Raw genomic sequence first — 19,604 nt, 5'->3', positions numbered from 1 at the left:
CGATGCCGCTTCGCACCATCACGCTCCTGGGCGCCACTGGCTCCGTTGGCCGTTCCGTCCGCGATGTCGTCGCCGAGAATCCGCAGCGCCTGGCGATCGGAACGGTCGTCGGCGGCCGCGATGCCGAGGCGCTGGCCCGTGTCGCGGTCGAGACGGGAGCGCGTTTCGCGGCGCTTGCCGACGCGACCGCCGGCGACGCGCTGAAGCGCGCACTCGCCGGAAGCGGCATCGAAAGCGGGGCAGGGCGTTCGGCCGTGCTCGAGGCTGTCGCCCGCCCGGCCGATATCGTCGTCAGCGCGATCTCCGGGGCGGCGGGCCTGGAGGCGACCTTCGCCGCCCTCCTGCCGGGCCGGACGATCGCCCTCGCCAACAAGGAAAGCCTCGTCTGCGCCGGCGAGGCGGTGATGGCGCGCGCCGCCGCCGCCGGAGCCCGGATGCTGCCGCTCGACTCCGAGCACAACGCCCTGTTCCAGGTGCTCGGACACGAGCCGCTGGATTCGATCCGGAGCATGACGCTCACCGCCTCGGGTGGCCCGTTCCGCACCTGGAGTGCGGAGGCGATCGCGAATGCAGGCCCCGAGCAGGCGCTGCGGCATCCGAACTATGCCATGGGCGCCAAGATCACGGTCGATTCCGCTGGCCTGATGAACAAGGGGCTGGAGGTGATCGAGGCCCGCTTCCTCTTCGGCCTGGAGCCGGCGCAGCTCGATGTCCTCGTGCATCCCCAGCAGGTCGTCCACGGCCTCGTGACGTTCCGGGACGGTTCGGTCAGCGCCGGCATGGCGGTGCCCGACATGCGGGTCGCGGCTGCCCATTGCCTGGGGATCGATGGCCGGCTCGACGCGCCGCCGGCTCGCTTCCTCGATCTCGCCTCCGGCGAGCCGCTGACCTTCGAACGGCCTGATTTGCAGCGCTTCCCGGCGCTGGGCCTTGCGCTGGCGGCCCTGGCCGAAGGCGGGGCCAAGCCTGCCATTCTCAATGCCGTAAACGAGATGGCGGTCGCGGCCTTTCTCGCCGGCCGGATCCGGTTCCCGGGGATCGCCGCGCTCGTCGAGGCGGTCTGCGCGCAGGATTTCGGCACCGCGCGCGCGCCGCAGGACGTCGCCGAGGCGCTGGCTGTTGACCATGACGCACGCCAGCGGGCTGCCTTGCTCTTGTCGCGAGCGCCATTCGCTGCCACCTAGGGGAACGTAGCAGGAGAGTTCGATGGAAATCTTGGGGTCGATCGGCAGCGCGGGCCATTTCGTGCTCGGCTATCTCGTGCCTTTCCTTTTCGTTCTCACCTTGGTGGTCTTCGTCCACGAACTCGGGCATTTCCTGGTGGGCCGCTGGTGCGGCGTCGATGTGAAGACCTTCTCCATCGGCTTCGGGCGCGAGATCTTCGGGTTCAACGACCGACACGGCACGCGCTGGCGCTTCGCGCTGATTCCGCTCGGCGGCTACGTCAAGTTCTCGGGTGACGCGGATGCCTCCAGTGCGCCGGACGACGAGGCCGTGAGCCGGATGACCGCGCAGGAGCGCGCCCGCTCCTTCCCGGCGCAGTCGATCGGAGAGCGGGCCGCCATCGTCGCAGCCGGACCGATCGCCAATTTCGTGCTGGCAATCCTGATCTTCGCCGGCTCGGCCTTCATCTTCGGCAAGCAGGTGCTGACGCCGCGAGTCGACGAGATCGTGGCCGGCAGCGCGGCCGAGCGCGCGGGCCTGCGGCCGGGCGATCTCGTGATCGCCATCGACGGGCAGCGGATCGTCAGCTTCTCCGATATGCAGCGTATCGTCTCGACACGGCCCGACGAGCGCCTATCGGTCACCGTCGAGCGCGGAACGGATACGGTCACCCTGCCGGTGACGCCGGCGCTGCTCGAGATGGATTCCCCGCTCGGCAAGCAGCGCATCGGCGTGATCGGCGTCAAGGCTTCGCCCCGGCCGGAAGACTGGACGACGCAGCATTTCGGCCTGGTCGATTCCGTCAAGCAGGGCGTCTCCGAAAGCTGGTTCATCGTCGCGCAGACTTATGACTACGTCGCCAAGCTGGTGCAGGGGCGCGCCTCGACCGACCAGCTCTCGGGTCCGATTCGGATCGCGCAGGTGTCCGGAGCGGTCGCCCAGAATGGCGGCCTGTTCGGGCTCATCAACCTCGCGGCCATCCTCTCGGTCTCGATCGGGTTGATGAATCTGCTGCCCGTGCCGATGCTCGATGGCGGGCATCTGCTCTTCTATCTCTATGAGGCGGTTCGCGGGCGCCCCTTGAGCCCGCGCGCGCAGGAGATCGGCTTCCGGTTCGGATTGGCGCTCGTTCTGATGCTGATGCTGTTCGTGACCTGGAACGATCTCGTCCACGTCAAGGGCCTGCTCTGACGGTTACCGCCTCGCTGCGTGGCCGCTTTGCGGCGGAATCACGGCAGCGCGCGTGGCGTCCTGGCAACGAGCCATCTAAAAATACTTTATTAACGACGATGGCGGTTTGCACCCCGCGGGAAACTTTGTAGAAGCGATTGCACTGCAAATCTCGCCCTGCCGCCATCTCCCGGATGGCGGACCCCTGTTGGGGTGGTGACCAGAGAAATGGAATAGGCGACCCGATGACGTCGACCCAAAAGAGCCGGACGACCAAGACGCGGCTCTCTCGATCGATCGGACTTTCGGCCTTGATCTTGGCCGTGAGTGGTGGCGTTGCGTTCGCTCAGGCCGTGGTTGTCCACGGCAACCGGCGAGTCGATGCCGAGACGATCCGCTCCTACGCGGTCGGCCGCGACAACCCGCAGGAGATTCGCGAGAGCCTGCTGGCGACGGGGCTGTTCTCCAACGTTCAGGTCAGCCGCCGCGGCGCGCAGACCGTGATCTCCGTCCAGGAGCAGAACGGCACCGTCAACCGCGTCGCCTTCGAGGGCAATCGCCGCCTCAAGAGTGACCAGCTCACGCCGCTGGTGCAGTCCAAGGCCGGCGGTCCGCTGAGCCAGGCCCTGATCGATTCCGACGTCGAGCGCCTGCGCGAGGCCTACCGCCGCGCCGGCTACGGCCTGTCCTCGGTCAGCGGCCGCATCGCGCCGCTGCCGAATGGCCGGCAGGACGTGGTCTTCACCATCAACGAGAGCGGCAAGACCGGCATCAAGTCGATCAACTTCTCGGGCAACAACGTCTATTCGGCGGGGCGCCTGCGCGGCTTGATGACGTCGACCGAATCGAACTTCCTGAGCTGGATCAAGACGTCCGACGTCTACGATCCGGATCGCATCAATTCCGATCTCGAGCTGATCCGCCGCTTCTATCTGAAGAACGGCTATGCCGACTTCCAGATCGTCAACAACACCGCGCGCTTCGACGAGTCTGCCGGCGGCTGGGTCGTCGATGTCCAGGTCGAGGAAGGCCCGCAGTACAAGGTCGGCAACGTCTCCGTCGATTCCTCGGTGCCGGGCGTCGATGCGGCGCGCCTGCAGCGCTATCTGGCGACCTCGACGGGTGACACCTACAATGCCGAGGCGGTCGAGAAGTCGCTCGTCGCGCTGACCACCGAGGTCAACCGCGAGGGGCACGCCTTCGCGCAGGTTCGTCCGCGCGGCGATCGCGACGCCTCCGGCCACCTGATCGGCATCACCTATGTCGTCGATGAGGGCCCGCGGGTCTATGTCGAGCGCATCAATGTGCGCGGCAACACCCGCACCCGCGACTACGTCATCCGCCGCGAACTCGATCTCGGCGAAGGCGACGCCTACAACAAGGTCATGATTGACCGCGCCGAGCGGCGCCTGAACAATCTCGGCTTCTTCAACAAGGTCCGCGTCACGAACGAGCCGGGCTCGGCTCCGGACCGCGTCGTCGTCAACATCGACGTCGAGGACAAGGCGACCGGCTCCTTCTCGATCGCCGGCGGCTACTCGACCTCGGACGGCATGATCGGCGAGGTCTCGCTCTCGGAGTCGAACTTCCTCGGTCGCGGCCAGTTCGTCCGCATCGCCGGCACGCTCGGCCAGCGTACCCAGGGTATCGACTTCTCGTTCACCGAGCCGTATTTCCTCGGCTACCGCGTCGCGGCCGGCTTCGACCTGTTCTCGAAGTACAACGACAACTACAATGTCGGCCGCTTCCAGAGCCGTGTGACCGGCGGTCAGGTGCGTTTCACCTTCCCGATCACGGAAGAATTCTCGATCACGCCGCGCTATTCGCTCTACGTGACGAATATCAAGATCCCGAACGACGTCAGCCGGCCGTATAACGACTGTACCAACCCGATCCCGGGCATTACTCCCGGTACGGCTGGCGCTGTCGCTTCGGACCAGCTCTACAACTGCGTCACCAACGGCGAGGCCTCGGTCGCGGTCAAGGAAGCGCAGGGCGACACCCTGACCTCGCTCGTCGGCCTGAACTTCAACTATAACTCGCTCGACAGCGTTCAGAACCCGCGCAACGGCTTCATCGCCGAGCTGAAGCCGGAATTCGCCGGTGTGGGCGGCGACTCGAAGTTCCTTCGCGTCGCGGCGGATGCGCGCTACTACCGCGAGATCTTCGACGACGTCGTCGGCTTCGTCCGGCTTCAGGGTGGCCACGTCCAGGCGACCAGCGGCAATCTCCGCATGGCCGATCACTACTTCCTCGGACCGACACTGGTCCGCGGTTTCGCGCCCTCGGGCATCGGTCCGCGCGACGTGCTGAACGATCCGACGGCCAACGCTCTCGGCGGCACGACCTATTTCGGTGGCACGCTCGAAGTGCAGTTCCCGATCTGGGGCCTGCCGCGCGACATCGGCCTGCGCGGCGCGATCTTCGCCGACGCCGGTACGCTGTTCAATTATGACGGCGGCACGAAGACGGCGCTCGGTGGCTGCCCCGCCGGCTCCGAGGCGCGAGCCTTCAACGTCGTCACCGGTGGTGCGCAGTCGAGCATCGCCTGCGTGCGCGACAAGAACGTGCTCCGCTCGTCGATCGGCGCCTCGATCCTCTGGCAGTCGCCGCTGGGACCGATCCGCTTCGATTACGCCTATGCGCTCAGCAAGGATGACGGCCAGTACGGCCTCGGCCCGCTCGGCTTCGCCAAGTATGGTGGCGACCGCCTCCAGGCCTTCCGCTTCTCGGGCGGCACGCGCTTCTGACGGGGCGGGGCTTCGGCCCCGCTTCGGATCAATCCGATGGCAGATCCCGTTTTCTTTCCGTTCGCGACCTCGCTCGACTTCGGCGAGGTCGCAAGCATTTGCGGCGCCTCCTTGCCGGAGGGAGTCGAGGCGCGCCGCCGCGTCGAAGGCGCTGCGGCGCTCGAGACGGCCGGCCCGGCCGATCTCGCCTATATGGACAACCCGAAATATGTCGAGGCGCTGGCGGCCACCAAGGCCGGGCTGTGCCTCGTCTCGGCCCGCTTCGCCGATCGGGTGCCGGCCGGCACCGTCGCCCTGATTTCCCCGACGCCTTATCACGCCTTCGCGCGCATCCTCGCACGCTTCTTCCCGACGGCATTGCGGCCTGAATCGGTCTTCGCCTCGCAAGGCGTGGCCCCTGGCGCCATCGTCCATGCCACGGCGGTGCTCGAGGCGGGCGTCACGGTCGATCCGGGCGCCGTGATCGGGCCGGGCGCCGAAATCGGCGCGGGAACGGTCGTGGCTTCGCATGCCGTCATCGGCCCGCAGGTCCGGATCGGCCGCAATTGCTCGATCGGCGCCGGCAGCACGATCCAGGCGGCGCTCCTCGGCAACCGCGTCATCGTTCATCCCGGTGTCCGCATCGGCCAGGACGGCTTCGGCTTCGCCATGAGCCCGAAGGGCCACATGAAGGTGCCGCAGATCGGCCGCGTCATCATCCAGGACGATGTCGAGATCGGCGCCAACACCACGATCGACCGTGGCGCCAGCCGCGATACGGTGATCGGCGAGGGCACCAAGATCGATAATCTCGTCCAGATCGGCCATAATTGCGTCATCGGGCGCCATTGCGTGATCTGTGCCCAGTCGGGCCTGGCCGGGTCCTCGACGCTGGAGGATTTCGCGGTCCTTGGCGGCCAGGTCGGCCTCGCCGGTCACCTGACCATCGGCGCCGGCGCCCAGATTGCCGCACAGAGCGGCGTTGCCGGCGATGTTCCGCGCGGCGCTCGTTACGGCGGCTACCCCGCGCAGCCGGCGCTGAGCTGGGCCCGCGAAAGCGCCTGGCTCAAGGCGGCGGTGGCGCGACGTGGCCGCAAGCCGGGCGATAGCCAGGAATGAGCGACTGGAAACCCGCATCTCCGGCGTGCTGGCGGGAGATTTCTGTTGCCGAAGGCGTCAGGTTTCCGGCAAAGGGGCATGAATTTCCGAAAACCTGCACGGCGTGAAAAGCCCGCATCAGCAGGACGATAGATCAAACGGCGCGAGCGCTTCGGCGGCGCGCCGCAGTTGTGGAGAACAAGGGCGATGAGCGAGCCGAAGACGACGCTGGATGTGATCGACATCCAGAAGATCATGACCAGCATCCCGCATCGCTATCCGTTCCTGCTGGTCGACCGCGTCGTCGAGATCAACGGCGACGATTCCGGCGTCGGCATCAAGAACGTCACCGCCAATGAGCCCCAGTTCACCGGCCATTTTCCCGGACGGCCGGTCTTCCCGGGCGTGCTGATGATCGAAGGCATGGCGCAGACGGCCGGCGTTCTGGTCGTGAATGCCCGCCCCGACGGCGAGCAGCACGTTAACACAGTGCTCTTCACCACCATCGACAAGGCGAAGTTCCGCAAGCCGGTTATCCCGGGCGATCAGATTCGCTTCCACCTCACCAAGATCGCACGCAAGCGCAACATCTGGTTCTATCGCGGCGAGGCCAAGGTCGACGGCGCGCTCGTCGCCGAGGCCGAGATCTCGGCGATGGTGTCCTGAACCCATTGTCGTGCCACTAAGGTCAGGCAGCTTTCGATGAGCGTTACCATCCACCCCATGTCGATCGTCGACCCCAAGGCACAGCTTGGGGACGGGGTTAGCATCGGCCCCTTCTGCATGGTCGGCCCGGACGTCGTGCTTGGCGAGGGTGTCGAGCTGGTCAGCCATGTCGTCGTCGCCGGCCGGACCACGATCGGCCCGCGCACGCGCATCTACCCCTTCGCATCGATCGGCCACCCGCCGCAGGATGTGAAATATCGCGGCGAGCCATCGACGCTGACCATCGGCGCGGATTGCCAGATCCGCGAAGGCGTCACGATGAACCCCGGCACCGAGGGCGGCGGCATGGTCACCTCCGTCGGCGACCGCTGCTTCTTCCTGGCCAATTCCCATGTCGGCCATGATTGCCGGCTCGGCAACAACATCATCTTCTCGAACAATGTCATGTGCGCGGGGCACGTGACCATCGGCAACTTCGTCGTCGTCGGTGGCGGCGCGGGCTTGCAGCAGTTCATCCGCGTTGGCGACCATGCTTTCATCGGCGGCGGCGCCGGGGTGCTGAGCGATGTCATTCCCTTCGGCACCATCCGCGACAACCCCGCGCATCTGGCGGGGCTGAACCTGATCGGCCTGAAGCGCCGCGGCTTCACACGGGAGCAGATCCACGAGCTGCGCCGGGCCTATCGTCTGCTGTTTGCGGATGAAGGCACGCTCGCGGAGCGCGTCGAGGATGTCGCAAGCGAATTCGCCGCGCACCCGCTGATCCACGAGATTCTCGATTTCATCAGGGAGGGCGGCGACAAGGCGCTGTGCGTGCCGCGCGACGTCACCGCCGCGGACAGGTGAGCGCCGCGGGAACCGTACGTGGCCCTCTCGTCCTGATCGCCGGTGCAGGCGAGTACCCGCTGCGGCTGGCGCGAATCCTTTCCGATCAGGGCGAGGCTCCCTTCATCGCGGCGCTGGAGGGCGCGGCCGATCCGGCTGCTTTCGGCGATGCCGATGTGCGGAGCTACCGGCTTGGCCAGCTCGGCAGCTTGCTGGGCGAATTGCGCCGACGCTGCGTCAGCGACATCGTCATGCTCGGGAGCCTGCCGCGCCCCAGCTTCGGGGCGCTGCGGCCCGAAGCTTCGACCTTGCAATATCTGCCCTATTTCGCCCGCGCCTTCCGCGGTGGTGACGACCACCTTCTGCGCGGCGTCGTGCGTTTCTTCGAGGAGCAGGGCTTCCGCGTCCACGGTCCTGCGGATATCGCACCGGAGCTGACGGCGCCGCGGGGGCCGCTCGGCCGCAAGCCGGCCACGGCAAAGCAGCAGGCTCTGCTTGAACACGGATTCTCGTTGCTGGCGGCGCTGTCGCCATTCGATATCGGCCAGGCGGCAATCCTCGCCGACCACCGCGTCGTCGCGGTCGAGGCCGCCGAAGGGACCGACGCGATGATCAAGCGCGTGGCGGATCTCGTCGCGCGGGGACGTCTCAAGATCGGCAAGGGCGACGGTGTTCTCGTGAAGGCTCCGAAGAAGGGGCAGGATCTTCGCGTCGACATGCCGGCCATCGGCCCGGACACGCTTCGCAACATTGCCGAAGCGGGCCTGTCGGGCATCGGTCTCAGGGCGGGCGAGGTGCTGGTCGGTGACCGTGCGGCGCTTGGGCGGCAGGCCGATCAGCTCGGCCTGTTCATCGAGGGCAGCGCCTGATGCGCCCCTTCAAGCTCGCCATCATCGCGGGCGAGGCCTCCGGCGACGCGCTCGCCCTGCGCTTTCTTGCGGCGCTGCGAGAGCGGTTGGGAAATCGTCCCATCGAATTGCGCGGGGTGGGCGATCACGGCCTGCCGCAAGCGGGGTTGCAGCCGTTCTTTCCGCAGGCCGACATCGCGGTGATGGGTTTTGGCCCGGTGATCGCGCGCCTGCCGCTGCTGTTGCGGCGGATGGAGGATGCGGCGCGGGGAATCGCCGCTTTTCAGCCGGATCTGCTGCTGACCATCGACAGTCCTGATTTCTGCTTGCGGGTGGCGAAGAAAGTTCGCGCGCGCGCTCCTCATATCCCGATTGCGCACTGGGTTTGCCCCAGCGTCTGGGCCTGGCGCTCCGGCCGGGCGCGCCGCATGGCGCCGCATGTCGACCGCATCCTGGCGCTGCTGCCTTTCGAGCCGGCGGCTCTCGCGCGGCTGCACGGCCCCGAAACGATCTATGTCGGCCATCCCTTGATGGAGCGTCTCGCCGAATTTCGGCCGGGCCCGGTCGAGCAGGCCGTGCGGGATGATGCATTGCGGCCGCAGGTGCTGGTCCTGCCCGGCAGCCGGCGCTCCGAGATCCATCATTTGATGCCGGTTTTTGGCGAGGCGGTCGCCCGGATCGCGGCGTCTGTTCCCGGCGCGCGCTTTATCCTGCCGGCCGTCGCCCGGCTCCAGCCCATGATTGCGGAGGCGGCGGCGCGCTGGCCGGTCGCGCCGGAGATCGTCACCGGCGAGGCGGGCAAGCTCGCAGCGTTCCGCAATGCCCGCGCGGCCCTGGCCGCTTCCGGTACGGTCACGCTCGAACTGGCCCTGTCCGGCGTCCCGACGGTTGCGGCCTATCGCGGGGCAGGTTGGGAGGCCGTGCTGGCCCGACGGCTGGTCAAGCTACCAAGCGTGATCCTGCCCAACCTGATCCTCGGGCGGAACGTCGTCCCGGAGTTCATTCAGGACGATGCGACGGCCGAGGCCCTGAGCCGGCATATGCTGGCGGCGCTCATCGAGGGACCGGACCGGCAGGTGCAGCTCGACGGCTTCGCCGAGGTCGAGAACATCATGCGCTCGGCCGGCCCGAGCCCAGCCGCCAACGCCGTCGAAGCGGCGCTGGCACTCGTCGCTTCTCGGCCGCGCCGCGAAGCTTGAGCCTGTAAGCCGGTTTACTCGACGACCGCGCCGGACGCCTTGGCGATCGGCCCCCATTTGGCGAGTTCGGTCTTGACGTGCTCGCCGAGCTGCTCCGGCGTCGAGCCGACGATATCGGCGCTGACATCGTTGAGCCGCTTCTTCACGGTCTCGTCCTTGAGCGCCTGGTTCGCGGCCTGATTGATCCTCTCGACGATCGGGCGCGGCAGGTTCGCCGGCCCGAACAGCGCGTTCCAAGTATAGGTCTCATAGCCGGTGAGCCCGCCCTCGGCGATGGTCGGAACATCCGGGAAGGAGGCGACCCGTTCCCGGGTGGTGACGCCGATCGCCCGCAATTGCCCGTTCCGGATGAATCCGGCGGAGGAGGGCAGGTTGTCGAACATGATCGGCACCGCGCCGGCGACGACGTCGTTCAGCGCCGGGCCGGCGCCGCGATAGGGCACATGGTTCATCTGGACGTTGCCGATCGACTTGAACAATTCGCCGGAGAGATGCAGCGGCGTGCCGACGCCGGAGGAGGCGTATGAATATTTGCCCGGATTGTCCTTCAGCACCTGCAGCACCTCCTTGACCGTCTTGGCCGGGAAGCTGGGGTTCACCACCATCACATTAGGGACGATCGCCAGGAGCGAGATCGGGGTGAAGTCCTTCACGGCGTCGAAGGTGACGGTCTTCAGGATCGCCGGGTTGAGGGCGTGTGTCGAGATCGTGCCGAGCAGCAGCGTATAGCCATCGGGCGCCGCGCGGGCGACGGCGGTGGAGCCGACATTGCCGCCGGCTCCGCTGCGGTTCTCGATCACGACGTTCTGGCCGAGCAGTTCGCTCATCTTCTGCCCGACCAGCCGGGCGACGATGTCGGTCGAGCCGCCTGCGGCGAAGGGCACGATCAGCGTGATCGGGCGGGTCGGATACTTGTCCTGCGCGCCGGCCGCGGTGGCCGCGAGTCCGGCGGCGCCGGCACCGACCAGGAACGAGCGGCGGTCGATAAAGCTATGGCTGGTCATGAAGCGTCTCCCGAAAAGGGAGACGACTGTAGCGGCCTCGTCCGGAGCGTCATCGCCACCGGCGATATCAATTATCCGAAACAATAAGGGCGCGGCCATCTGGCCGCGCCCTGTCGTTCTTACGCTGGCATTGCTCTCAGCGGCGGCCGATCGGCGTGTAGTCGCGCTTCGGCGAGCCGGTGTAGAGCTGGCGCGGACGGCCGATCTTCTGGGACGGATCCTCGATCATCTCCTTCCACTGCGCGATCCAGCCGACCGTGCGGGCGACGGCGAAGAGCACCGTGAACATCGAGGTCGGGAAGCCCATCGCCTTCAGCGTGATGCCTGAATAGAAGTCGATGTTCGGATAGAGCTTCTTCTCGATGAAGTACTCGTCCGAAAGCGCGATGCGCTCGAGCTCGATCGCGACGTCGAGCAGCGGATCGTCCTTGATGCCGAGCTCGTTCAGCACCTCATGCGTGGTCTTCTGCATGATCTTGGCGCGCGGATCGTAGTTCTTGTAGACCCGGTGGCCGAAGCCCATCAGGCGGAACGGATCGTTCTTGTCCTTCGCCTTGGCGATGAATTTCGGGATGTTGTCGACCGTCCCGATCTCCTCCAGCATCTTCAGCGCCGCCTCGTTGGCGCCGCCATGGGCCGGGCCCCAGAGGCAGGCCGTGCCGGCCGCGATGCAGGCGAAGGGGTTGGCGCCCGACGAGCCCGCCAGACGCACCGTCGAGGTCGAGGCGTTCTGCTCATGGTCGGCGTGCAGGATGAAGATGCGGTCGAGCGCGCGCGACAGCACCGGATTGACCTTGTACTCCTCGGCCGGGACGGCGAAGCACATGCGCAGGAAGTTCGAGGTGTAGTCCAGCGAGTTCAGCGGATACACGAAGGGCTGGCCGACCGTGTACTTATAGGCCATCGCCGCGAGCGTCGGGACCTTCGCGATCATCCGCATCGAGGCGATCATGCGCTGCTGCGGGTCCGAAATATCGGTCGAGTCGTGATAGAAGGCCGACATCGCGCCGATCGAGCCGACCATGACGGCCATCGGGTGCGCGTCGCGGCGGAAGCCCTGGAAAAAGCGGGCCATCTGCTCGTGCACCATGGTGTGGCGCGTGATGCGATAGTCGAAATCGGCCTTCTGCGCGGCCGTCGGCAGCTCCCCGTAAAGCAGCAGGTAGCAGGTCTCGAGGAAGTCGCCATGCTCGGCGAGCTGCTCGATCGGATAGCCGCGATAGAGCAGCACGCCCGCATCGCCGTCGATATAGGTGATCTGCGACTCGCAGCTCGCCGTCGAGGTGAAGCCGGGGTCGTAGGTGAACATGCCCGTCTGGGCGTAGAGCTTGGCGATGTCGATGACGGCGGGGCCGACCGACCCCTCCTTGATCGCCATGTCGACGGTCTTGTCGCCGACCTTCAGCTGGCTGGTGTTTCCGCTCATCGATACCGATCCTTTCAAGGCTCGCTGCTGTTCGGCCGTGTTTTGCGCGCCCCGTCCGCGGTTCTCCGCGGAAGGTCCTTCATCCGAATAGCCTGACGTGACGAGAGCATGTCAACGGAAGGGGCAAAGGCAATCCATGCGACTGATTTACAAGCAATTTTCGTGCCCTGTGCCGTTGTGCGGCGCAATGCACTTGCGCGTCACTAGACCATTTGCCCCATGCATTCAACCGAGCCGAAAGGCGGTTTGTGCCGCCTCCCAAGCATAGCGATCCGGCTGTCGCGCCAGGCACGCGCAGGCGCCGCCTCAACCCTGGTCGGCCAGCCGCGCCAGCGTCTCCTCGCGGCCCAGAACCGCCATGACGTCGAACAATCCCGGCGACATCGCCCGGCCCGTCAGGGCGGCCCGCAGCGGCTGAGCGGCCTGGCCGAGCTTGAGCCCGTTCTCCTCGGCAAAGGCGCGCACGGCGGCTTCCAGCGACGCCGCCGCCCAGTCGCCGACGGCGGCGAGCTTCGCGGCGATCGCGGGCAGGCGGCCGCGCGCCGCCTCGTCGAGCAGGCTCTTGGCCTTGTCGTCGAGCTGCAGCGGGCGCTGCGCATAGAGATAGAAGGCGCTGTCGAGCAGTTCGATCAGCGTCTTGGCGCGCTCCTTCAGCCCCGGCATGGCGGCCAGGAACTTCGCCTCCAGCTCGGGCGAGAGCGTGGGGCCGAGCCCCCGCGCCGGACCGATCTCGGGCAGGATGACCTTGAGGGCCTCAAGCAGATCACGATCGCTCGACTGGCGCATATAGAGCCCGTTGAGGTTCTCCAGCTTGGCGTAGTCGAAGCGCGCCGGCGAGCGGCCGATCGAGGAGAGATTGAAGGCGTCGATCATCTCCTGCGTCGAGAAGATCTCCTGATCGCCATGGCTCCAGCCCAGCCGCACGAGATAGTTGCGCAGCGCCGCCGGCAGATAACCCATCGAGCGATAGGCATCGATGCCGAGCGCGCCGTGGCGCTTGGACAGCTTGGCTCCGTCAGGCCCGTGGATCAGAGGGATATGCGACATGCTCGGCACGTCCCAGCCCAGCGCATCGTAGATCTGGGTCTGGCGGGCGGCGTTGGTCAGGTGGTCGTCGCCGCGGATGATGTGGGTGACGCCCATGTCGTGGTCGTCGACGACGACCGCGAGCATATAGGTCGGCGTGCCGTCCGAGCGCAGCAGCACGAGGTCGTCGAGATTCTCGTTCTGCCAGACGACGCGGCCCTGCACCTCGTCGTTCACCACCGTCTCGCCGGTCTGCGGCGCCTTGAGCCGGATCACCGGCTTCACGCCTTCCGGGGCGGTCGCCGGATCGCGGTCACGCCAGCGCCCGTCATAGCGCAGCGGCTTGCCTTCGGCGCGCGCCTTCTCGCGCATTTCCTCGAGCTCGGCCTGGCTGGCATAGCAATAATAGGCCTTGCCGGCGGCGAGCATCTGCTCGGCCACCTCGCGGTGCCGTGCCGCGCGCTGGAACTGGTAGACCGTCTGTCCGTCCCAATCGAGGCCGAGCCATTCCAGCCCGTCGAGGATCGCGGCGATGGCGGCGTCGGTCGAGCGTTCCCGATCGGTATCCTCGATTCGCAGCAGCATCTTGCCGCCGTGCCGGCGGGCATAGAGCCAATTGAACAGCGCGGTGCGGGCGCCGCCGATATGCAGGAATCCGGTGGGGGACGGCGCAAAGCGCGTGACGACGGCGTTGCTCATGGAAGGCAGCTCCGACCGGGCGATGAAACCGCCCGGGGCAAGACTTGAGGATGTGGCGCCGGCCTTCACGCCAAAGCGTGCATGACAACCAGCGCGCGCCCTGTAACATGGCTTCGCCGGGCGGTTAAGCGTTCAATGCGCAACCGACAGGCAGGGGCTGGGAAGGGGGATGGCGCGGCAACCTGCATCGCCGGAGCGCCGGAGCGCGCTGAGGGCTGTCGCCGGCATCCTGCCGGCGCGCCTGCCGCCTGTCGCACTGGGAAGCCTGCCGCTGGCCGAGCGCCTCCAGGCGCTGCGGGACTGGCTTGGCGCGTCGCTGGCGCAGGAGGCCGAGCGCCGCCGCCCGTTCCTCTGGCTGCCCGTGGCGATGGGCTTCGGCATCCTGCTCTATTTCGCCGCCGATCGGGAACCCGCACTCTGGGCGCCGCTCACGGGCTTCGTCCTGTCCGGCGGCCTCGCTGTCGCACTGCGTCTGCGACCCGCCGCTGCCGCAGTCTGCATCGCCTTCGCCGCGGCCTTCGCCGGCTTCGCAGCAGGCGTCTGGCGCGCGGCCGATATCGCCGCGCCGATGCTGGAGCGGCCGCGCATCGGCAAGATCACCGGCTTCGTCGAGAGCGTCGAGGCGCGCGATGCCGGCGCCCGCCTCGTCCTGGTGGTGACGGACATCGCCGGCGTGCCGCCCGAGAGCCGGCCGAAGCGCGTGCGCGTCAACATTCGCAGCGGCACGGTCGCGCCCGGCGACCATATCGCCGGCACCGCGCGGCTCCTGCCGCCACCGGGGCCGGCCCGCGCCGGAGGCTATGATTTCGGGCGCGACGCCTTCTTCCGCGGCATCGGCGCCGTCGGCAGCATCGCCGGCAAGATCGCACTCGTCCCGGCGCCGCATCCCCTGCCATGGCGCCTCGCGCTCGACGTGGAGATCGACAAGGCCCGCAACGTCCTGACGCAGCGCATCGCCAGCGTCGGCGGCGGGCAGGGCGGGGCGGTCGCGGCCGCGCTCGTCACCGGCAAGCGCGGCCTCATCACCGAGGCGTCGAACAACGATCTGCGCGCCGCCGGTATCTATCATATCGTCTCGATCTCCGGCCTGCACATGGTGCTTGCAGCCGGGACGATCTTCTGGCTCGTGCGGGCTCTGCTGGCGCTGTCGCAGACGCTGGCGCTCGGCTGGCCGGTGAAGAAGATCGCGGCGATCGCGGCGATGATCGGCGCCACCGCCTATTGCATCTTCTCCGGCAGCGACGTCGCGACGGAACGTTCGCTCATCATGACGCTGGTCATGCTCGGCGCGATCCTCGTCGACCGGGCGGCGCTCAGCATGCGCAATCTCGCGCTCGCCGCGATCATCGTGCTGCTGCGCGAGCCCGAGGCCCTGCTCGGCCCGAGCTTCCAGATGTCCTTCGGTGCGGTCGCGGCGCTGGTCGCTTTCGCCGAGCGCTGGGAGAAGCGCGACCGGTCGAAGCCGCCGGCGGCCTTGCCCTGGCCTTTGGGCGCGCTCTGGACGGCCTCGCTCGGCATCGTGGTGACGACGCTCCTCGCCACGGCCGCGACGGCGCCCTTCGGCGCCTATCACTTCCAGACTTTCAATCCCTTCGGCCTGCTCGGCAATGCCATGGCGCTGCCCTTCGTCTCGCTCTTCGTGATGCCGGCGGCGGTGTTCGGCGTGCTGGCCTACCCCTTCGGTCTGGACTGGCCGGCCTGGGCGCTGATGGGGCTCGCTTCCGACATCGTACTGAAAGTCGCGCATTGGGTCGCCACCATCGACCATTCGACCGTGACGGTGGTGGCATTCGGCCCGGCCGTGCTGCTCTCCTTTGCCGCCTCGCTGCTCTGGATCACGCTCTGGACCACGGGGCTGCGCTGGCTGGCGGCGTTGCCGCTCATCCTCGGCGTCGCCTTCGCCGCGAAGCCGGAGCGGCCGGAGATCCTGATCGAGCGTGACGGCTCCGGCATCGCCGTGCGCGGCAGCGACGGCCGCCTCGCCATCGCCGGCCGGCCGAGCCGCTTCGTCCTGCAGCAATGGCTCGCTTCCGATGGCGACAGCCGCGCGCCGGACGACGCGACCCTGCGGGCCGGAAGCGCCTGCGACAGCAATGCCTGCATCGTCCGGACCGCCGACGGGCGCAGCATCTCCTATGCCCGGGATCGGATCGCCATCATCGAGGATTGCCGCCGCGCCGATCTCGTCGTCACCAACATTCCCTGGAGCGCGCCTTGCGAGGCCAGGCTCGTCGATCGGATGGCGCTGTCGCGGGACGGCGCGACCTCGCTCTACCGCGCCGCCTTCGGCTGGCGCAGCCATTCCTCGGAAAACGCCGTCGCAGACCGGCCCTGGAGCCGCCGCAAGCCTTCCGAAGCCGCAGCTCGGTCCGGCGCGCCGGCCCCCGCTGCGACACGGGCCTCTGCTGCTCCGGAGGTCGCGTCGGACGAGACCGAGTTCGCTCAGTAGCGGCGCAGCAGGTTGACCAGCCGGCCCTGGATCTTGACGCGGTCGGGGCCCAGGACGCGTGTCTCATAGGCCGGATTGGCCGCTTCGAGCGCGATCGAGGAGCCACGCCGGCGCAGACGCTTCAGCGTCGCCTCCTCCTCGTCGATCAGCGCAACGATGATGTCGCCGGTGTTTGCCGTGTCCTGCTTGCGGATGATGACGGTGTCGCCGTCGAGGATGCCGGCCTCGACCATCGAATCGCCGCGTACCTCCAGTGCATAATGCTCACCCGACCCCAGCATGTCCGGCGGCAGCGAAACCGTATGGCTGCGGCTCTGGATCGCCGAGATCGGCGTGCCGGCGGCGATGCGGCCCATCACGGGAATCGCGACCGGGGAACGGGCATCGTCATCGGCCGGGGCAGGGCGCGGCTTGGCGAGAGAGGGCTGTGAGCCGAGGCCGCCCTGTACGACGGCCGGGTTGAAGCGTCGCGGCTGCGGGCCAGCGAGCCCGTCCGGCATCTTGATGACTTCGAGCGCCCGCGCCCGATTGGGCAGGCGGCGGATGAAGCCGCGCTCCTCCAGCGCCATGATCAGCCGGTGGATGCCGGATTTCGAGCGCAGGTCGAGCGCATCCTTCATCTCGTCGAAGGAGGGGGGCACGCCGCTTTCGCGCAAGCGTTCCTGGATGAAGCGCAGGAGTTCGTGTTGCTTGCGTGTCAGCATGATCCCCGCCGGTGCCCCGCGATACAGATTCGAAACAAAGCCAGAACACTATAACTGTTCGCCTTGTGTTCCGCAAGCGACTGCTACCGCAGCGGCAGAATGCGGCAGATATCGCCTTTGTGAGCCGGCTCTGCATAGGCCGGTCGGATCGTCAGGGCCTTGGCGCGCGCCAAGGTGCCCAGCATCGAGGAATCCTGCCTGTCGAACGGTGTCGCCACCCAGCCGGCCGGCGTCAGGGCAAGATCCGAGCGAAGATAGTCCTCGCGCTCGTCATTAGCCGGCATATCTTTTCCGAGAATCGCCGGAATGCTGCGGTCACGATCCGGATCGGCCATGCCCAGCAGCGCCTCGATCAGCGGCAGCAGGAAGAGATGGCCGCAGACGATCGACGAGACCGGATTGCCGGGCAGCCCGAGCACGACCATCCGGCCAAGCCGACCGGTCATCATCGGCTTGCCCGGCCGCATCGCGATCTTCCAGAAGCCGAGGCTCATGCCGGCCCGCTTCAGCGCCTCCTGCACGAGGTCGTGCTCGCCGACCGAGGCGCCGCCGAGGGTGATCAGCACGTCGGCCTCCGCGGCACGGGCAGCGGCGATCCGCGCGGCGAGGTCGTCGTGATCGTCGCGGGCGATGCCGAGGTCGAGCGCCTCGCCGCCGGCCTTTTCCACCAGCGCCATCAGCGAGAAGGAGTTCGAGGCGACGATCTGGTCCGGCCCGGTCGGCTCGCCCGGCGCCACCAATTCGTCGCCGGTGGCGAGGATGGTGACGCGCGGCTTGCAGCGTACCGGCAATTGCGGATGCCCCATCGCGGCGGCGAGCCCGAGCGCGGCGCTGTCGAGCATGCGCCCGGCCGTCAGCGGCACGTCGCCTTCGCGGAAATCGAGCCCGGCCGCCCTGACGAACTGGCCCTTATGGGCCGGCACGCGCACCGTGATGGTTTCGCTGCCGACGCCATCGGCATTCTCCTGCATGAGGACGCTGTCTGCGCCCTCCGGCATCGGCGCGCCGGTGAAGATCCGCACAGCCTCGCCCGGGCGGACGCTGCCGTCGAAACGCCGCCCCGCCGCGGATTCGCCGATCACGCGGAGTTGCTTGCCGGCTTCCATGTCGGCGGCGCGGACGGCATAGCCGTCCATGGCGGAGTTGGCGAAAGGCGGCTGGGTGCGGAGCGCCTTCACATCGGCCGCGAGCACGCGCCAGGCGCAGCGCGGCAGGGGCAGCATCTCGCTGCCCGTCGGCCCCGGAACGCTGTCGAGCAGGGCCTTGAGCGCGACGGGGACCGGGGTGAGAGCCATGTCAGAGCGCCTTGGCGTCGTAATCGCCGGATTGTCCGCCGGATTTGTGCAGCAGGCGGATGCCTTCGATCCGCATCGCGCGGTCGACGGCCTTGACCATGTCGTAGACGGTCAGACAGGCGACGGAGACGGCGGTCAGCGCCTCCATCTCGACGCCGGTCTGGCCCTTCATCTTGACCTCGGCGCGGACGCGCACGCCGGGCAGGGCCTCGTCCAGTTCGAGATCGACGGCGATCTTACTCAGCAGCAGCGGGTGGCAGAGCGGGATCAGTTCATGGGTGCGCTTGGCCGCCATGATGCCGGCGAGCCGGGCGGTGCCGAGCACGTCGCCTTTCTTGGCGTTGCCGTCGCGCACGATCGCGATGGTTTCCGGCGCCATCACGACGCAGCCTTCGGCGATGGCGATGCGCCCGGTCTCGGCCTTGTCGCCGACATCGACCATATGCGCCTGGCCTTGCGCGTCGAGATGGCTGAGCCGGCTCACGCCGCGTTCTCGCGCGCCTTGCCGGTGAGCAGCAGCGCTGTCGCGGCCGCGACATCGGCCTGCCGCATCAGGCTTTCTCCGACGAGGAAGGTCTCGACGCCGACCTTGCCGAGACGCTGGATGTCGGCGTGGGTGAAGATGCCGCTCTCGCTGATGACGATGCGGTCGGACGGCACGCGCGGCGCCAGCCGCTCGGTCACGGCGAGATCGACGTTGAAGCTGCGCAGGTCGCGGTTGTTGATGCCGAGCAGCCGGCTTTCGAGCTTGAGCGCCCGGTCGAGCTCGGCATCGTCATGGATCTCGACGAGGACATCCATGCCGAGCTCGCGCGCCGTGTCGTTGAGCACCCGGGCGGTGGCGTCGTCGACGCCGGCCATGATGATCAGGATGCAATCGGCGCGCCAGGCGCGAGCCTCGAAGACCTGATAGGGGTCGTAGAGGAAATCCTTGCGCAGCCCCGGCAGGCCGCAAGCCTCGCGCGCTTGCGTCAGGAATTCCGGCTGGCCCTGAAAGGAGGGCGCGTCGGTCAGCACCGAGATGCAGGCTGCCCCGCCCGCCGCATAGGCGCGTGCCAGCGCCGGCGGATCGAAATCGGCGCGGATCAGCCCCTTGGACGGGCTCGCCTTCTTGATCTCGGCGATCAACGCCGGCGTCCCGGCCGCGACCTTGGCGGCGAGCGCGTCGGCGAAGCCACGCGGCTTGCCGGCGGCGCGCGCGCGGCGCGCGATCTCGGCCTGTGGGATCGCAGCCTTGGCGGCGGCGATCTCCTGGCGCTTATAGGCTTCGATCTTCGCGAGGATGTCGGTCATGGCCAGCCT

At 67.7% G+C, this 19,604-nt stretch carries 16 protein-coding genes; 9 read left to right on the top strand and 7 right to left on the bottom strand.

The window, feature by feature from the left end; translation table 11 throughout:
* Positions 1-2 precede the first annotated feature (2 nt).
* The 8 genes from dxr (at position 3) to lpxB (ending at position 9,699) form a co-directional block, all read left to right on the top strand.
* A complete protein-coding gene (gene dxr / locus GY40_RS23200; RefSeq protein ID WP_038367569.1) occupies positions 3-1,184 on the top strand; it encodes a 1-deoxy-D-xylulose-5-phosphate reductoisomerase in 1,182 nt (393 codons plus the stop codon).
* A 22-nt stretch (positions 1,185-1,206) separates the two neighbouring features.
* Positions 1,207-2,355 carry an RIP metalloprotease RseP gene (gene rseP / locus GY40_RS23195; protein ID WP_038367566.1) on the top strand — a complete coding sequence of 383 codons (1,149 nt, stop codon included), beginning with the start codon at positions 1,207-1,209 and terminating at the stop codon, positions 2,353-2,355.
* A 224-nt stretch (positions 2,356-2,579) separates the two neighbouring features.
* Positions 2,580-5,084: an outer membrane protein assembly factor BamA gene (gene bamA / locus GY40_RS23190; RefSeq protein WP_038367565.1), complete on the top strand. Its 2,505-nt coding sequence runs from the start codon at positions 2,580-2,582 to the stop codon at positions 5,082-5,084.
* A gap of 36 nt (positions 5,085-5,120) precedes the next feature.
* Positions 5,121-6,182 carry a UDP-3-O-(3-hydroxymyristoyl)glucosamine N-acyltransferase gene (gene lpxD, locus GY40_RS23185; protein WP_038367562.1) on the top strand — a complete coding sequence of 354 codons (1,062 nt, stop codon included), beginning with the start codon at positions 5,121-5,123 and terminating at the stop codon, positions 6,180-6,182.
* A gap of 186 nt (positions 6,183-6,368) precedes the next feature.
* Entirely contained in the window at positions 6,369-6,827 is a 459-nt protein-coding gene (gene fabZ / locus GY40_RS23180; RefSeq protein WP_038367560.1) for a 3-hydroxyacyl-ACP dehydratase FabZ, read from the top strand.
* A gap of 36 nt (positions 6,828-6,863) precedes the next feature.
* Positions 6,864-7,673 (top strand): acyl-ACP--UDP-N-acetylglucosamine O-acyltransferase, encoded by an 810-nt coding sequence (gene lpxA / locus GY40_RS23175; protein ID WP_038367559.1) that lies wholly within the window; start codon positions 6,864-6,866, stop codon positions 7,671-7,673.
* Positions 7,670-8,521 (top strand): LpxI family protein, encoded by an 852-nt coding sequence (gene lpxI, locus GY40_RS23170; protein ID WP_038367557.1) that lies wholly within the window; start codon positions 7,670-7,672, stop codon positions 8,519-8,521. The genes lpxA and lpxI overlap by 4 nt, the downstream gene beginning before the upstream one ends.
* Positions 8,521-9,699, top strand: a complete 1,179-nt coding sequence (gene lpxB, locus GY40_RS23165) for a lipid-A-disaccharide synthase (RefSeq protein WP_038367556.1) — start codon at positions 8,521-8,523, stop codon at positions 9,697-9,699. The genes lpxI and lpxB overlap by 1 nt, the downstream gene beginning before the upstream one ends.
* Before the next feature lie 14 nt (positions 9,700-9,713).
* Here lpxB and GY40_RS23160 read toward each other — a convergent pair whose 3' ends face one another.
* From GY40_RS23160 to gltX, 3 genes are all read right to left on the bottom strand, one after another.
* On the bottom strand, positions 9,714-10,703 hold the full coding sequence (locus GY40_RS23160; protein ID WP_038367554.1) for a Bug family tripartite tricarboxylate transporter substrate binding protein: 990 nt from the start codon (positions 10,701-10,703) through the stop codon (positions 9,714-9,716).
* Positions 10,704-10,839: 136 nt separating this feature from the next.
* Positions 10,840-12,129 carry a citrate synthase gene (gene gltA / locus GY40_RS23155; protein WP_038367551.1) on the bottom strand — a complete coding sequence of 430 codons (1,290 nt, stop codon included), beginning with the start codon at positions 12,127-12,129 and terminating at the stop codon, positions 10,840-10,842.
* 306 nt (positions 12,130-12,435) lie between these two features.
* A complete protein-coding gene (gene gltX, locus GY40_RS23150) occupies positions 12,436-13,854 on the bottom strand; it encodes a glutamate--tRNA ligase (RefSeq protein ID WP_038367548.1) in 1,419 nt (472 codons plus the stop codon).
* 169 nt (positions 13,855-14,023) lie between these two features.
* On the opposite strand from gltX, the gene GY40_RS23145 reads away from it, so the two are divergent.
* Positions 14,024-16,303 (top strand): ComEC/Rec2 family competence protein, encoded by a 2,280-nt coding sequence (locus GY40_RS23145; RefSeq protein ID WP_051988444.1) that lies wholly within the window; start codon positions 14,024-14,026, stop codon positions 16,301-16,303.
* Here GY40_RS23145 and lexA read toward each other — a convergent pair.
* From lexA to trpC, 4 genes are all read right to left on the bottom strand, one after another.
* On the bottom strand, positions 16,297-17,007 hold the full coding sequence (lexA, locus tag GY40_RS23140; RefSeq protein ID WP_038367545.1) for a transcriptional repressor LexA: 711 nt from the start codon (positions 17,005-17,007) through the stop codon (positions 16,297-16,299). The genes GY40_RS23145 and lexA overlap by 7 nt on opposite strands.
* Positions 17,008-17,090: 83 nt before the next feature.
* Positions 17,091-18,302 carry a molybdopterin molybdotransferase MoeA gene (glp, locus tag GY40_RS23135; protein WP_038367544.1) on the bottom strand — a complete coding sequence of 404 codons (1,212 nt, stop codon included), beginning with the start codon at positions 18,300-18,302 and terminating at the stop codon, positions 17,091-17,093.
* A 1-nt stretch (position 18,303) separates the two neighbouring features.
* Complete coding sequence (moaC, locus tag GY40_RS23130; RefSeq protein WP_038367542.1) at positions 18,304-18,786, bottom strand: cyclic pyranopterin monophosphate synthase MoaC; 483 nt, start codon at positions 18,784-18,786, stop codon at positions 18,304-18,306.
* Positions 18,783-19,595, bottom strand: coding sequence for an indole-3-glycerol phosphate synthase TrpC (gene trpC, locus GY40_RS23125; RefSeq protein WP_038367541.1), 813 nt, complete (start codon positions 19,593-19,595; stop codon positions 18,783-18,785). The genes moaC and trpC overlap by 4 nt, the downstream gene beginning before the upstream one ends.
* Between the last annotated feature and the right edge of the window lie 9 nt (positions 19,596-19,604).

Source organism: Allobosea sp. UNC402CLCol, assembly GCF_000745475.1.
Lineage (GTDB): Bacteria > Pseudomonadota > Alphaproteobacteria > Rhizobiales > Beijerinckiaceae > Allobosea > Allobosea spartocytisi.
Note: the sequence above shows the minus strand (reverse complement) of the source record. Positions and strands in the feature narration are given on the sequence as shown.

Bases quoted from the DNA above. Each gene is read 5' to 3' on its own strand.
- GY40_RS23145 (WP_051988444.1), top strand. From the start codon at position 14,024: ATGGCGCGGCAACCTGCATCGCCGGAGCGCCGGAGCGCGCTGAGGGCT.
- glp (WP_038367544.1), bottom strand. From the start codon at position 18,302: ATGGCTCTCACCCCGGTCCCCGTCGCGCTCAAGGCCCTGCTCGACAGC.
- rseP (WP_038367566.1), top strand. From the start codon at position 1,207: ATGGAAATCTTGGGGTCGATCGGCAGCGCGGGCCATTTCGTGCTCGGC.
- dxr (WP_038367569.1), top strand. From the start codon at position 3: ATGCCGCTTCGCACCATCACGCTCCTGGGCGCCACTGGCTCCGTTGGC.
- bamA (WP_038367565.1), top strand. From the start codon at position 2,580: ATGACGTCGACCCAAAAGAGCCGGACGACCAAGACGCGGCTCTCTCGA.
- lpxA (WP_038367559.1), top strand. From the start codon at position 6,864: ATGAGCGTTACCATCCACCCCATGTCGATCGTCGACCCCAAGGCACAG.
- fabZ (WP_038367560.1), top strand. From the start codon at position 6,369: ATGAGCGAGCCGAAGACGACGCTGGATGTGATCGACATCCAGAAGATC.
- gltX (WP_038367548.1), bottom strand. From the start codon at position 13,854: ATGAGCAACGCCGTCGTCACGCGCTTTGCGCCGTCCCCCACCGGATTC.
- lpxB (WP_038367556.1), top strand. From the start codon at position 8,521: ATGCGCCCCTTCAAGCTCGCCATCATCGCGGGCGAGGCCTCCGGCGAC.
- gltA (WP_038367551.1), bottom strand. From the start codon at position 12,129: ATGAGCGGAAACACCAGCCAGCTGAAGGTCGGCGACAAGACCGTCGAC.
- lexA (WP_038367545.1), bottom strand. From the start codon at position 17,007: ATGCTGACACGCAAGCAACACGAACTCCTGCGCTTCATCCAGGAACGC.
- trpC (WP_038367541.1), bottom strand. From the start codon at position 19,595: ATGACCGACATCCTCGCGAAGATCGAAGCCTATAAGCGCCAGGAGATC.
- lpxD (WP_038367562.1), top strand. From the start codon at position 5,121: ATGGCAGATCCCGTTTTCTTTCCGTTCGCGACCTCGCTCGACTTCGGC.
- GY40_RS23160 (WP_038367554.1), bottom strand. From the start codon at position 10,703: ATGACCAGCCATAGCTTTATCGACCGCCGCTCGTTCCTGGTCGGTGCC.